This window comes from Tabrizicola flagellatus, from assembly GCF_008271465.1.
Taxonomy (GTDB): Bacteria; Pseudomonadota; Alphaproteobacteria; order Rhodobacterales; family Rhodobacteraceae; genus Tabrizicola; species Tabrizicola flagellata.
The window spans coordinates 262,929-277,127 of record NZ_VMDU01000003.1; the positions used below are offsets into that span (position 1 = coordinate 262,929).

At 68.7% G+C, this 14,199-nt stretch carries 11 protein-coding genes; 2 read left to right on the forward strand and 9 right to left on the reverse strand.

Going from position 1 to position 14,199, the window contains the following annotated elements:
* From FL625_RS07200 to FL625_RS07225, 6 genes are all read right to left on the reverse strand, one after another.
* A complete protein-coding gene (locus FL625_RS07200) occupies positions 1 to 1,506 on the reverse strand; it encodes a monovalent cation/H+ antiporter subunit D (RefSeq protein ID WP_149588047.1) in 1,506 nt (501 codons plus the stop codon).
* Positions 1,506 to 1,895, reverse strand: coding sequence for a Na+/H+ antiporter subunit C (locus tag FL625_RS07205; protein ID WP_149587960.1), 390 nt, complete (start codon positions 1,893 to 1,895; stop codon positions 1,506 to 1,508). Before FL625_RS07205 ends, FL625_RS07200 begins: the two co-directional genes overlap by 1 nt.
* Positions 1,895 to 4,732 (reverse strand): monovalent cation/H+ antiporter subunit A, encoded by a 2,838-nt coding sequence (locus tag FL625_RS07210; RefSeq protein ID WP_149587961.1) that lies wholly within the window; start codon positions 4,730 to 4,732, stop codon positions 1,895 to 1,897. Before FL625_RS07210 ends, FL625_RS07205 begins: the two co-directional genes overlap by 1 nt.
* Before the next feature lie 391 nt (positions 4,733 to 5,123).
* Entirely contained in the window at positions 5,124 to 5,900 is a 777-nt protein-coding gene (locus FL625_RS07215) for an ATP-binding cassette domain-containing protein (RefSeq protein ID WP_200833900.1), read from the reverse strand.
* Positions 5,900 to 6,976: an ABC transporter permease gene (locus FL625_RS07220; RefSeq protein ID WP_149587963.1), complete on the reverse strand. Its 1,077-nt coding sequence runs from the start codon at positions 6,974 to 6,976 to the stop codon at positions 5,900 to 5,902. The genes FL625_RS07215 and FL625_RS07220 overlap by 1 nt, the downstream gene beginning before the upstream one ends.
* A gap of 135 nt (positions 6,977 to 7,111) precedes the next feature.
* A complete protein-coding gene (locus tag FL625_RS07225) occupies positions 7,112 to 8,128 on the reverse strand; it encodes a sugar ABC transporter substrate-binding protein (protein WP_200833901.1) in 1,017 nt (338 codons plus the stop codon).
* 224 nt (positions 8,129 to 8,352) lie between these two features.
* Here FL625_RS07225 and FL625_RS07230 point away from each other — a divergent pair, with 224 nt between their 5' ends.
* Positions 8,353 to 8,787: an RbsD/FucU family protein gene (locus FL625_RS07230; protein WP_149587964.1), complete on the forward strand. Its 435-nt coding sequence runs from the start codon at positions 8,353 to 8,355 to the stop codon at positions 8,785 to 8,787.
* 13 nt (positions 8,788 to 8,800) lie between these two features.
* The gene (locus FL625_RS07235; RefSeq protein ID WP_149587965.1) at positions 8,801 to 10,018 is read left to right on the forward strand and encodes an ROK family protein; all 1,218 of its coding nucleotides are present in this window, start codon (positions 8,801 to 8,803) and stop codon (positions 10,016 to 10,018) included.
* A 465-nt stretch (positions 10,019 to 10,483) separates the two neighbouring features.
* Here the strand turns inward: FL625_RS07235 and FL625_RS07240 are convergent, their stop codons facing one another.
* The 3 genes from FL625_RS07240 to FL625_RS07250 are packed head-to-tail and all read right to left on the reverse strand — an operon-like array spanning position 10,484 to position 14,198.
* Complete coding sequence (locus FL625_RS07240; protein WP_149587966.1) at positions 10,484 to 12,106, reverse strand: dihydroxyacetone kinase subunit DhaK; 1,623 nt, start codon at positions 12,104 to 12,106, stop codon at positions 10,484 to 10,486.
* Between the two features lie 12 nt (positions 12,107 to 12,118).
* Positions 12,119 to 13,111 carry an ABC transporter ATP-binding protein gene (locus FL625_RS07245; RefSeq protein ID WP_149587967.1) on the reverse strand — a complete coding sequence of 331 codons (993 nt, stop codon included), beginning with the start codon at positions 13,109 to 13,111 and terminating at the stop codon, positions 12,119 to 12,121.
* Positions 13,104 to 14,198, reverse strand: coding sequence for an ABC transporter ATP-binding protein (locus FL625_RS07250; protein ID WP_149587968.1), 1,095 nt, complete (start codon positions 14,196 to 14,198; stop codon positions 13,104 to 13,106). The genes FL625_RS07245 and FL625_RS07250 overlap by 8 nt, the downstream gene beginning before the upstream one ends.
* Position 14,199: the final 1 nt, after the last annotated feature.

A 14,199-nucleotide genomic window follows, 5' to 3' on the forward strand; every position in this document is an offset into this window, starting at 1 on the left:
TCAGCCTCCCTCGCCCAGACGGTTGGCGGCGATGTAGTCCTGCGGCGCATACAGGCTGTCCGCGGTGATCCCGAGCCAGACGGTGACGGGTCCGGCCAGCAGGGTCAGCGCCACGAGGCCCGCGAGAAGGCCGAAGGTGGCAGTGAAGGCCAGGCCCTCGGGTGCGCGCTCGTCGGGCTGCGCCTCCATCGCCGACGGCTTCCAGAACAGGGACGAGCCGGCGCGGGCATAGCCGAGGATCATCAGGAAGGAGTAGACGAGGATCACCGACCACACCAGCGGCGCCTGATCGCGGAAGGCGTCGAGGATCAGGAGCTTGCCGAGGAAGCCCGACAGCGGCGGCATCCCGGCCATGGCGATGGCGGCGGCCATGTAGAGCGCCGAGATCAGCCCGGACTGGGCGATGGGCGGCGCGGTCTCGGTCAGCCGGGCATGGGCCCGACGGCGGATGACGAGGTCGGCCACGAGGAACATCGCTGCCGTCGCCAGGGTGGAATGCAGGATGTAGTAGAGCGCGGCACTTGTGGTTGCCGGTGTGAAGGCGCCGATGGCGGTGAAGGCGGTGCCCATCGAGGCGATGCCGCCGAAGGCCACGAGGCGCGGCAGGGTCGAGGCGCCGAGGACCCCCACGGCTCCGACCACGAGGGTCACGAGGCCCGCGGGCAGGATCAGGGCGTGCAGGAGTGTGCCGGTCGCGGGCAGGTCGGGCGGAAAGACCATGGCGCCGAAGCGCAGCGTAGCATAGGCGCCGACCTTGGTCATCACCGCGAACATGGCGGCGACCACCCCCGGCGCGTTGGCATAGGTGCCGGGCAGCCAGAATTGCAGCGGCACCAGTGCGCCCTTGATCGCGAAGACGAGGATCAGGAGGACCGCCGTCACCCGCAGCAGGGCCGCATCGCCCTCGGGCAGGTCGGGGAGCTTCTGGGCGAGGTCGGCGATGTTCAGCGTGCCGGTGACGCTGTAGGTCAGCGCGAGCGCGAAAAGGAACAGCGACGAGCCGATCAGGTTGAAGGCCACATATTGCAGCCCCGCCCGGGTGCGTTCGGACCCGCCGCCGTGGATCATCAGGCCGTAGGAGGCGATGAGCAGGATCTCGAAGAACACGAAGAGGTTGAACGCGTCCCCGGTCAGGAAGGCCCCGCCGATGCCCATCAGCAGGAACTGGAGAAGCGGGTGGAAATGCGCCCCCTTCGCGTCCCAGCCCGAGCCGATGGCATAAAGCACCACCGCCAGCGCCAGCGCGGCGAGCAGCATGACCATCATCGCCGACAGCCGGTCGAGCACCAGCACGATGCCGAAAGGCGCCGGCCAGTCGCCGAGGAAATAGACCTGCGGCCCGTGGGTCGAGGCCGACCAGAGAAGCGCCAGCGCGATTGCGTTCAGAAGCACGATCGAGGTCACGCCCATGACGCGCTTGAGCAGGAGGTCGTTGCGCATCGCGGTGACCATGAGCCCGGCCATGAAGGCCGGCAGCACGACCGGCGCGATGATCCAGTGGCCCATCATGCCCGGCCCTCCCCGGCTGCGTCGCCGTCGGCGGCACCGGCCTCCGGACCGCCGTCGTCCTGGTCGCGGCCCGACATGTTCACCCGGTCATGGCCGGATTCGAGGAAGCCGCCGATGGCCATGATCATGATGACGGCGGTCATCCCGAAGGAGATCACGATGGCCGTCAGCACCAGCGCCTGGGGCAGGGGGTCGGTGTAGGTCTCGCCCGTGCCGATGATCGGCGCCCGGTTCTGCACGAGCCGCCCGGAAGAGAAGAGGAAGACGTTGACCGCGTAGCTGAGCATGGTCAGCCCGAGGATCACCGGAAAGGTGCGCAGGCGCAGGGTCAGATACAGGCCCACGGCGGTCATGACCCCGATGGCGATGGCGACGAGGGCTTCCATCAGCGGCTCTCCTGCGGGGCTTCGGTGTCATAGGCGCGGGTGTTGGCGACCTCGCCCGTGCGCTGCGCCAGCCGCGACAGCGAGGCGAGCGCCAGAAGCACCGCGCCGAGGACGCAGAGGAACACGCCGAGGTCGAAGATCGCGGCGGTGGCGAGCTCGAATTCCTCCAGCGGCCAGACGTGGACGTATTCGTAGCCCGAGGTCAGGAAGGGCAGCCCGAAGGCCCAGGCCCCCGCGCCCGAGAGCGTGGCGATCAGCACGCCCCAGCCGATCAGCACATGGTGGTCGTAGCGCTGGCGCGCGTGGCTCCAGACATAGCCCGAGGCCATGTATTGCATCAGGTAGGCAATGGCGAAGACGAGGCCCGCGACGAAGCCGCCGCCGGGCATGTTGTGGCCGCGCAGGTAGATGTAGACGCCGACCATCATCGCCATGGGCAACAGGAGCCGGGTCGAGACGACCAGCATCATCGGGTGGCGGTCGCCGGCCTCGCGCTCGGGGCGCGTCCCGGCCAGGCGGCGGGTGACGGCAGGGCTGCGCATCAGGTTTTCCGACAGCGCGTAGATCGCCAACGCGGCGATGCCGAGCACGATGATCTCGCCGAAGGTATCGTAGCCGCGGAAGTCCACGAGGATGGTGTTGACCACGTTCGTGCCGCCCGCGCCCGGTTTCGACTGGGCGAGGTGGAAATGCGAGATCGGCTCGAAGGCGGCGTTCCGCGTCATCATCTCCCACGCCAGCCAGCCGATGCCGATGCCGGCGATGCCCGCCACGCCCGCGTCGAACAGGCGGCGGGGAGCGGGGCTTTCCTCGGGCGTGGTCTTGGGCAGGAAATTCAGCGCCAGAAGCATGAGGAGGATCGTCACCACCTCGACCGACAGCTGGGTCAGCGCGAGGTCGGGGGCGGACATCAGGACGAAGAAGGGCACGAGCAGCAGGCCCACGACGCCGACGAAGATCAGCGCCACCACCCGGATCCGGTGCAGGAAGGGCACCGAGACTGCGGCGGCCATGGTGACGGCCCAGATCACGGCCACCACAGGCTCGACCGGCATCAGCGCGCGGGAGCCGGGCGCGTGGCTGCCGCCCGAGAAGGCCCAGAGCGCCGCCGCAGCGATGGCAAGGACCGCAACCGCAATGGCGCGGGAGAGCGAGCTGTTGTGGATCGCGTAGGTCAGGCTGCGGGCAAGGGCCGCAAGCGGTTCGATGATGCCGTCGAAGATGCGCTTGGCCTCGGGGCGCGGGGTGCCGTCCCACATCGCGCGCAAGGGGGCCCAGGCGCCGAGCATCATCAGGCCGCCGCCGACGGCCGCGATCGACATCCACAGCGCGGCGGGTTCCAGCCCGTGCCAGTGGGAAATCTTCACCGCGACGGGTGCGCCGGTGACGGCCCCCGCGGCCACGTCCACCAGCCAGGCGGCCGAGGCCATGGGGAAGAGGCCGATGACGACGACCAGCAGCACCAGGAAGGCCGGCGCGCCCCAGAGGCCGGGGCCCGGATCATGCGGCGCATGGGGATAGTCGTCGCGCACCGGGCCGAGGAAGCCGTGCGCGAGGAAGCGGAAGGAATAGGCGACCGAGAACATCGCCCCGATCGTGGCCAGGACCCCCATCGCCCAGGGGGTGATCCAGGTGGTATGGGCGGCCTCTTCCAGCATCAGCTCCTTCGACAGGAACCCGTTCAAGGGCGGGATTCCGGCCATGGAAAGGCTGGCCAGGAGCGCGATGGTGAAGGTGATCGGCATGAGGGTGCGCAGGCCACCAAGGCGGCGCAGGTCGCGGGTATGGGCCTCGTGGTCCACGATCCCGGCGGTCATGAAGAGCGCGGCCTTGAAGGTGGCGTGGTTGATGATGTGGAAGACGGCGACGGTCGCGGCGGCCCTTGTCCCGAAGCCGAGAAGCATGGTGATGAGGCCGAGGTGGCTGACGGTCGAGAAGGCGAGAAGTGCCTTCAGGTCGTCCTTGAAGAAGGCGATCTTGGCGGCCATGACCATGGTGACAAGGCCCGCGGTCGAGACGATCCAGAACCATTCCGGCGTGCCGGCCAGCACCGGCCACATCCGCGCCATCAGGAACAGCCCCGCCTTCACCATGGTTGCCGAGTGCAGGTAGGCCGAGACCGGGGTCGGCGCGGCCATGGCATGGGGCAGCCAGAAGTGGAAGGGGAACTGCGCCGACTTGGTGAAGGCGCCGAGCAGGATTAGGATCAGGGCGGGCAGATACCAGTCCGAGGCCTGGATTGCCTCCTTGTGCTGGAGGATCACCGTCAGGTCGTAGCTGCCCGCGATGTTGCCGAGGATCAGCATGCCCGCGATCATGGCGAGCCCCCCGCCGCCGGTGACGGCCAGCGCCATCCGCGCGCCCTGCCGGCCCTCGGGCAGGTGCTTCCAGTAGCCGATGAGGAGGAAGGAGGAGAGCGAGGTCAGCTCCCAGAAGATCAGGAGCAGCAGGATGTTGTCGGACAGGACGATCCCGACCATCGCGCCCTGGAACAGCATGAGATAGCTGTAGAACTGCCCCATCGGGTCGGATTTCGCGAGGTAGAAGCGGGCGTAGAGGATGATGAGAAGCCCGATGCCGAGGATCAGCCCGGCGAAGAGGAGGCCGAGCCCGTCGAGGAAGAAGGTGGCGTTGAGGCCGAGCGCGGGCAGCCAGTCGATGCGGGTCTGCACGATCTCGCCCCGCAGAACGGCGGGGGCCTGCAGCGCGAGGAGCGCGAGGGCCAGGAGCGTGACCGATCCGGTGGCGGTGGCGCAGGCGGTACGTCCGGCGCGGATCATCAGGCCGGGCAGGAGCGCGCCGAGGAAGGGCAACGCCGCTATCAGGGCTAGGGTCATTCGGGCGGCGTCCTCGTCGTGGCGGCGGGCTTTTCGTTCTTGATCGCGTCGCGGCGGGTTTCGGGCGATTTTGGGCCTTGCGTCAGGGGTTTCAAGCCCCCTGCGACAGGATTGCCGGGTTTTTTGCAGGCGGGGGCCGGCCGAGGGGGGTGCAAGGCGGATCAGGAAAGGCGCCAGTGGCGCGTTTCCCCGCCGCAGCGGAGCCCCCCTCGGCCGGGCTGCCGCGGCGCCGGACCGGACGGCGGCGCGGGGTGGAACGTGCGGCCGCTCCGCGGGGAGTATTTGGGTAAAGGGCAAGGCGCGGGCGATCCGTGCTTGCCCTTTCCGGAAATACTCCCGCCGGAGGCAGCACGGCTGCGACCGCGATGCCCCGGCAGGAGAGGGACGGGCCTCAGACCGTTTCGGTCACGCCCTCGGGCAGCTTGGCGCCGGTCATGAAGGCCACGGCATCCGACATCGAATAGTCCTGCGGCCGGATCACGCAGAGCCTGCGGCCGAGACGGTGGATGTGGATGCGGTCGGCGATCTCGAACACATGCGGCATGTTGTGGCTGATCAGGATGATCGGGATGCCGCGGTTCTTCACGTCGCGGATCAGCTCCAGCACCCGGCGGCTTTCCTTGACGCCGAGCGCGGCGGTGGGTTCGTCGAGGATCACCACCTTGGACCCGAAGGCCGCCGCGCGGGCCACCGCCACCCCCTGGCGCTGGCCGCCCGAGAGCGTCTCGACTGCCTGGTTGATGTTCTGGATCGTCATCAGCCCGAGTTCGTTCAGCTTTTCCCGCGCGAACTTCTCCATCTTGGGGCGGTCGAGCTTGCGGAAGAGCGAGCCCAGGATCCCCGGCGCGCGCAGCTCGCGCCCCATGAACATGTTGTCGGCAATGGAGAGCGCGGGGGACATGGCGAGGGTCTGGTACACCGTCTCGATCCCCGCGGCGCGGGCCTCGATGGGCGTCCTGAAGCTGACCTCCTGGCCCTCGAGCCAGATCTTGCCCTCGTCCGGGACCACGGCGCCGGAGATCGCCTTGATCAGCGTCGATTTCCCCGCGCCGTTGTCGCCGATCACGGCGAGGATCTCGCCCGGCATCAGGTCGAAGTCGCAGTCGTTCAGCGCGGTGACCTTGCCGTAGCGCTTGGTCAGGCCGCGTGCCTTGAGAATCGGTTCCATCAGCTGGCCACCTTTCTGATCCACTGGTCCACGGTCACGGCGAAGATGATGAGCACGCCGATGAGGAAGAAGGTCCATTGCGGGTCGGTGCCGACGAGGCGCAGGCCCATCTCGAAGACGCCGACGATCAGCGCGCCGAAGAACATGCCGACGATCGAGCCGCGCCCGCCGAAGAGCGAGATGCCCCCGATCACCACGGCGGTGATCGACTGGATGTTGCCGAGCTGCCCGGTCGAGGCGGTGGGCGAGACCGAGCCGAAGCGGCCGATCATCACCCACCCCGCGATTGCGCAGAAGAGGCCGGCCAGCGCATAGACCTGGATCAGCACCTTCTTCGTGGGCACGCCCGCCAGTTCCGCCGCCGCCGGATCGTCGCCGGTGGCATAGACGTGCCGTCCCCAGGCCGTATGGCGCAGCACATAGGCCATGATCGCCACCAGCGCGATCATCAGGAAGACGGCGTAGAGCACCTTCACTCCGCCCGGTTCGATCGAATAGCCCCAGAACTGAAGGGCGGGGGCCTTTTCGGCAATGTCGGAGGACCGGATCGTCTCGTTCGCGGAATAGATGAAGTTCGAGGCCAGGAGGATCTGCCAGGTCCCGAGCGTGACGATGAAGGGCGGCAGTTTCAGCCGGGCGATCAGGAAACCGTTCAGTGCCCCCATGGCGGTGCCGAGCGCAAGGCCGATGGCGATGGCGGCGGGTGCGGGGATGCCGTAGCGGAAGGTCATCTGGCCCATGAGGACCGAGGAGAAGACGGCGATGGCGCCCACCGAAAGGTCGATGCCCGCAGTCAGGATCACGATGGTCTGGGCGCAGCCGAGGATGCCGACGATGGCGATCTGTTGCAGGATCGTGGACAGAGTGGCCGCCTTGAAGAAATTGTCGGCCAGGAGCCCGAAGACGATGACCGAGACGACCAGCACGATCATCGGCACGGCCGAGGGCGTCTGGTGCAGCCAGTGCTGCAGTTTCTTCAGCGCATTCTGTTCTTCGTGAAACTCGGCAACGGTTTCCGCGGCCCCCTTCAGGCCTGCCTCATAGGCGCCGGAGACCGACTTGGCATCATTGGTCATGCGTTCCCTCCCCTGGGTCCGGCTGCATCGGCCGGCCGGTTATGCGAAGGGCGGCGCGATGGCCGCCCTTGCACATCAGCATGGGGTCAAGCGGTGCCGCAAATCAACTGCGGCCTGCACCTTGACGGTCGGGGATCAGCCCCAGCAGAGCTCCATCCCCTTGGCGGTGTCGATCGACTCCACCCCCTCGACCGGCTTGTCGGTGACCAGGGCCACGCCGGTGTCGAAGAAGTTCTTGCCCTCGGTCGGCTGGGGCTTGGTGCCGTCGGCGGCGAACTTGGCGATGGCTTCGACCCCGAGCGAGGCCATCAGCAGCGGATACTGCTGCGAGGTGGCGCCGATCACGCCGTCCTTCACGTCCTGCACGCCGGGGCAGCCGCCATCGACCGAGACGATCAGCACGCCTTCCTTGCCGGCGGCCTTCAGCGCCTCGTAGGCGCCGGCGGCCGAAGGTTCGTTGATGGTGTAGACTACGTTGATGTCGGGATCCTTGGCGAGGAGGGCTTCCATCGCCTTCAGGCCGCCTTCCTCGTTGCCGGCGGTGACTTCGTTGCCGACGATGCGCGGGTCGGTCTCGTCGCCCCACTTGTTGATGTCCACGGTGTCGATGCCGAAGCCGGTCAGGAAGCCCTGGTCGCGCAGCACGTCCACCGAGGGCTGCGAGATGGCGAGGTCGAGCATCGCGATCTTGGCGTTCGCCGCTGCGTCGCCGAGCGTCGCCTTGGCCCACTGGCCGATCAGGAGGCCGGCCTGGAAGTTGTCGGTGGCGAAGGTCGCGTCAGCCGCGTCGATCGGGTCGAGCGGGGTGTCGAGCGCGATCACGAGGACGCCGGCGTCGCGGGCGGCCTTGACCGAGTCGACGATGGCCTTGGTGTCCGAGGCGGTGATCAGGATCCCCTTGGCGCCGTCGGCCACGCAGGCCTCGATGGCGGCCACCTGGGATTCATGGTCGCCGTCGATCTTGCCGGCATAGGACTTCAGCGTCACGCCCAGCTCGGCCGCCTTGGCCTCGGCGCCTTCCTTCATCTTCACGAAGAAGGGATTGGTGTCGGTCTTGGTGATCAGGCAGGCCGAGACGCCTTCGGCCGAGGCGAAGCCTGCCGACAGCGCAAGCGCGCCCGCGCCCAGAAGGGCTTTGGTGATGACTTTCATGGTCTTCCTCCCAAGGTGGGGGCCTTCGGGCCCCCGTTACGAAATTCGTGCGCCGACCCGGAGGCCCTGCGCCAAGGCCAAGAAAAGCCGATTCCCTCCCTTGCGTCAAGATAAATAAATCACTGTGATTTATTATTGACAGGATGCCGTTCCGACCGCAGTCTGCGAGGCAGGGACCGGACCGCCTTTGTCCGGACCGCCACACCCGGGAGGAGGGGGAGGCCATGCTGATCGGTATTCCGCCCCTGTTGGGGCCGGACTTCCTGGCGACGCTGCGCGCCATGGGGCACGGGGACGAGATTGCCATCGTGGACGGCAACTATCCAGCGGCCGAGCATGCCCGTCGGCTGGTCCGTGCCGATGGTCACGGGGTGCTGGCGGTGGTCGAGGCGGTGCTGACGGTGATGCCGCTGGACCGGGCGGTCCCGGCGGCGCTGTTCCGGGCCAGCCTGAACAACGATCCGGCGCAGGCGGGTGAAATCCATCGGCAGATCGACGCCCTCTTCGCGCGGATGGCCCCCGGCATGGCAGCGGTGCCGCTGGCGGGAGAGGCGCTTTATCCGCGCATCCGGGCCGCGCATGCGGTGGTGGCGACCAGCGAGACGGCGCTGTTTGCCAATGTCATCCTGCGCAAGGGCGTGATCGGGCCGGCGGGCTGAGGGGGCGGGACGGATGCCGGAAACCTCCCTCGACCGCGGCCTCGCCGATGCCGACGCCCCGCGGGGGACGAACCAATCCGGCATGCGCGACCACAACGAGCGGCTGGTGCTGTCGCTGGTGCGCCGTCACGTCGCGCTGGCCAAGTCCGACATCGCACGGATGACGGGACTTTCGGCACAGACGGTGAGCGTCATCATGCGCGGGCTGGAGGAGGAGGGGCTTCTCGAACGCGGCGAGCCGGTGCGGGGGCGGGTGGGCCAGCCCTCGATCCCGATGTCGCTGGCGGCGGAGGGGGCGTTCTTCTTCGGGCTGAAGCTGGGGCGGCGGTCGGCGGACCTGGTGCTGACCGACTTCCGCGGCCGGATGCGGGCCGCGCGGCGGAAGGTCTATCGCTATCCCACGCCGGATGCGGTGGTGGGCTTCGTCAGGGAGGCAGTCCCGGCGCTGGCGGGGGAACTCCCGGCGGCGCTGCGCGGGCGGATCATGGGGATGGGCGTGGCGATGCCCTTCCAGTTGTGGAACTGGGTCTCGGTCCTGGGAGTGCCGCAGGCGGAGATGGACGCCTGGCGGTCGCGCGACCTGGGGGCGGAGCTGGGGGCGATCACCGGGCTGCCGGTCTATGTCCAGAACGACGCGACCTCGGCCTGCGGGGCGGAACTGATCTTCGGGACGGGGGAGCGGCCGAAGGATTTCCTCTACTTTTACTTCGGGACCTTCATCGGCGGCGGGCTGGTGATGAACGGCCAGCTTTACCTGGGGCGGACGGGGAACGCGGCGGCGGTGGGGTCGATCCAGGTGCCCGCGCCGGGCGGGGGCACGCGGCGGCTGATCGACCTGGCCTCGATGTCTGTCCTTGCCGAGGCGATGGAGGCAGCGGGGGAGCCGTCGGACCATCTGTGGAGCCAGCATGACCGCTGGGAGGTCTCGGACCGCGTGCTGGGACCGTGGCTCGACCAAGCGGCGGGGGCGCTGGCCCATGCGACGCTGGCGGCGGCGGCTCTCCTCGAGATCGAGGCGGTACTGATCGACGGGTGGATGCCGGTCTCGGTCCGGGCCGAGGTGGTGCGGCGGACGAGGGCGGCCTTGCTGGGCCTCGACCTCGCCGGGATCGAGCCGCCGGTGATCCGGGAGGGGACGGTGGGGGCGGATGCCCGGGCCCTGGGGGCCGCGGCGATCCCGCTGTCTCAGAGGTATCTGATCGACCAGAACGTGGGCCAGCGCGAGGGGTAGTGTCCACGGTGGACATTTTCTGATTCCGGTTTGGAATCAGCGGGATGGGCGTGGGCGTTTACCGGGTGTCAACCTGCTTTCGGCGGCCCCCCCCCCACCCCATCCCTCCCCCACGGAGGGGGGGGAGGCGCCTGGGGCCGGGGCCCGGTCCCGGGGGCGTGACGGCTGCGCCTTGGGCTGGCGGCCGGGGGGGGGGCACACCCCAGCGCAGCATTGGTTGCTTGAACCGATGGCACAACCAAGGCTGCACCCGTGGGATATTCGCGGACAGATGAATGGGATTGTCGGTCCTGTCCTGGAGCAGGGGACAAGCCGGCCTTCCTGCTGTTCCTTCGGTCGGAGAGTGCCGGGCGGATCTGTGAGACGGGTGGCAAGAGCTGCGGTGCGCTGTAGCGCACCCTACGCTGGCGCGGCGTCGGTCGCTTTGGATCCCCGCGTGCGCGGGGATGACGGGTGGGGCGGGGATCAGCCCCTGGCGAGGTCCTCGAACAGGCGCGCCACGCCTTCGGCCCCCGGGTCGTTGTGCCCTTTGAGCTTGTCGGCGGCGAGGTAGCTCGCGCGGCCTGCCTTGGCGCGGGTCATCTGGGCGGTGGCGTTGGCACCTTCGCGGGCGGCTTTCGCGGCTGCTGCAACTCCCTGCGGGAGGGCGGCGAGGGCGGGGGCCAGGGCGTCGATCATGGTGCGGTGGCCGGGGGCGGCGCCGCCGACCTGCATCACGCGGTCGAGGCCGGCGGTGAGGGCGCCGATCCAGGTCTTGCCGGAGGCGGAGGCGTCGCCGGCGGCGGCGAAGAAGATGGCGAGGAGGACGCCGGAGGAGCCGCCCATGGTCTGCGAAAGCTCCATGCCGATGGCGCGGTAAAGCTGCGTCGGATCGGCGAGGGGGAGGCGGTCGAGGGCGGCGAGGAGCGCCTTGGCGGCCCCGGCGAGGGTGGAGCCGGTGTCGCCGTCTCCCGACTTGGCGTCGAGCTGGTTCAGGTCGGATTCGACGGCGATCAGGGCCTTGCAGCACCGCTCGATCAGGGCGCGGCGGGCGGGGTGGGCGCTTGGCACCGGCTGGATCGGCGCAAGGCCGTCAGGGAGCGGTTTGACGACGACCTGCCCGAACGGGGAGAGGCCGGGCCAGGCGTGGGGGGCCACGGGGGCGGCGAGGCTGGTCACCTGCGCGTGGTCCACCGGCAGGAGAGAGACCGAGAAGCCGTGCATGTCGAGCGAGGTCATCAGCGGCGCGGGGCCGATCATCCACTTGACCTTGGCGCCCAAGGGGGAGCGGGCGAGTTCTTCGGCCAGCACCGACATCTCCAACGGCGTGGTGGAGCCGAGGTTGTTGAGGAGCGCGACGTGGTCGCCGGGGCCGGTGTGGGGCAGGAGTTTCTCGGCAACCATCTGCATGGCCGAGCGCGCGCCGGAGAAATCGACCTGTTCGATCCCGGCCTCGCCATGGATGCCGAGACCGAGCTCGGCCTTGCCGGGGCCGATGCGGTCTTCCTTGGGCGAGCCGGGGACGGTGCAGGTGTCCAGCGACATGCCGATGGAGATGGCGCCCCTGATGACGCCCTGTGCGGCGGCGGTGATGGTGTCGAGGTCGGCGCCGGATTCGGCCATGGCGCCGGCGATCTTGTGGACGAAGAGGGTTCCGGCGACGCCGCGCGCCTGTGGCAGGTCGGGCAGCGCCACGTCGTCATCGACGATGACCATGGCGACCTTGAGGCCGAAGGCGCGGGCGCGTTCCGCCGCGAGGCCGAAGTTCAGCCGGTCGCCGGTGTAGTTCTTGACGATGAGGAGGCAGCCGGCCTTGCCGGTGACGGCGAGGATGCCGGCGAGGACGGCATCCACCGAAGGCGAGGCGAAGACATCGCCGCAGACGGCCGCCGTCAGCATGCCCTGGCCGACGAAACCGGCGTGGCTGGGCTCGTGCCCCGAGCCGCCGCCCGAGACCAGCGCCACCTTGGAGCGGTCCCAGTCGGTGCGGATCACGACGCGGATATGGGGGTATCCGTCCAGCCGGGCAAGCTTTCCGCCCGAGGTTCTCAGGAGGCCGTCGATCGCTTCGGTGACGAGGCTTTCGCGGGAGTTCATGAACTGTTTCATGGGCTTGGCCTTTCAGATGCGGTTGCCGGCGGCGTCGAACCAGAGGGGATTGTGCGGGCGGATCCTGACGGTCTGCCCCGGTTGGAGAGGCGTGTGCGGGTCCGTGAGCGTGACCAGCGCATGCGGCCCGAAGGTCAGGTGCAGGCGGGTCTGGTCGCCCAGATGCTCGATGCGGGAGATCGCGGCCTCGACGCCCTCCCCGATATGGATGTGTTCCGGGCGCAGACCGATCTGCGCGGCGTTCGGGGGCGGGGCGCCGAAGGCGTCGGCGGGCAGGAGGTTGATGTGCGGCTGGCCGAGGCGCGAGGCGACATAGGCCGAGACGGGGGTCTCGTATATCTCGCGCGGGGTGCCGAACTGGACGAGGCGGCCGTGGTCGAGCACACCGACATGGGTGGCCATGGTCATCGCCTCGATCTGGTCGTGGGTGACGTAAAGGAAGGTCGCGCCGAGGTCCTGATGGATGCGCTTGAGTTCTACGCGCAGGTCGGCGCGGAGTTTCGCGTCGAGCGAGGAGAGCGGTTCGTCCATCAGGTAGATGCGGGGGTTGCGGACGAGCGCCCGGCCGATCGAGACGCGCTGCATCTCGCCGCCCGAAAGGGCCGTGGCCTTGTTGTCGAGCTTGTGCGGGATGCGCAGGACCTCGGCCACCTCCTGCACCCGGCGGGCGATCTGGTCCTCGGGCATCGCGATCATCGGGGACCGCAGCGGGAAGGCGAGGTTGTCGCGGACGCTGAGGTGGGGATAGAGCGAGTATTGCTGGAACACCATCGCCACGTCGCGCTGGGCAGGGGTGTCGCGGAGGACCGACTGGCCGGAGATGCGGACGTCGCCCGCGTCGGGCCGGTCGAGGCCGGCGATCAGGCGCAGGGTGGTGGTCTTGCCGGCTCCGGTGGGGCCGAGCAGCACGACGAAGGCGCCGTCGGGGATGGTCATGGTGACATCCTTCAACGCCCGGGTCGCGCCGTAGGACTTGGACAGGTTCGAGAGCGTGACCTCAGCCATGGTTGACCCCGGCATTTGCGGCGGTGCGGAAGGCGCGGCCGGTGGTGGCGTCAAAGAGCGACAGGCGGGAGGCGTTCAGCACAAGGCCCGTCAGGTCGCCGGGTCGCGCGGGCAGGGTGGAGGGCGTGCGGGCCTTGATCGTTCCCTGGGGAGTGGAGAGGGTCACGATCTGGGTGGTGCCGAGATATTCCACCGCCTCGATGCGGGCCCGCAGCGGGGCGCTGTCGGAGAGCGCGACATGTTCGGGCCGGACGCCGAGGACGAGGCTGCCGCTGGCGGCCTCCCGGAGTTCGGGAAGGGCGATGGGCGTGTCGCCGAGGGTCACGGTCGCGGCACCCGCCGGGGCGCTGCCCTCGAACCTCAGGAAGTTCATCGCGGGACTGCCGATGAAGTCGGCGACGAACAGGGTGGCGGGGTGGTCGTAGATGTCCTGCGGGGTGCCGAACTGTTCGACGACGCCGTGATTCATCACCACGATCTTGTCGCCCATCTGCATGGCTTCAAGCTGGTCGTGGGTGACATAGACGGTGGTGGCGTGCATCCGGTCGTGCAGCGCGCGCAGTTCCTCGGCCATGATCTCGCGGAATTCGGCGTCGAGCGCGCCGAGCGGTTCGTCCATCATGAAGGCCTTGGGGTTGCGCACGATGGCACGGCCGAGGGCTACGCGCTGGCGGTCGCCGCCCGAGAGGCCGCCGACGCCCTTGTCGAGCAGGTGATCGATGCGCAGGATGCGCGCGACCTCGGCCACCTTCCTTTGCACCTCGGCCCGCGGAACGCCTTGCGACACAAGCGGATAGGCGATGTTCTTGCGTACGTTCATGTGCGGGTAGAGCGCGAACATCTGGAAGACCATGGCGATGTCGCGTTGCGAGGCGGGCTTCTGGCTCACGTCCTCGCCGTCGATCAGGATCTGGCCGGAGGTCGGCAGTTCGAGGCCCGCGATCATGCGCAGCGTTGTGGTCTTGCCGCAGCCCGAGGGGCCGAGCAGCATGAAGAACTCGCCGTCCCGGATGGTGAAGGTCGAACCCTGCACGGCGGTGAAGGCGCCGAATTCCTTGCGGAGGTTGCGGATGACGATCTCGGCCATG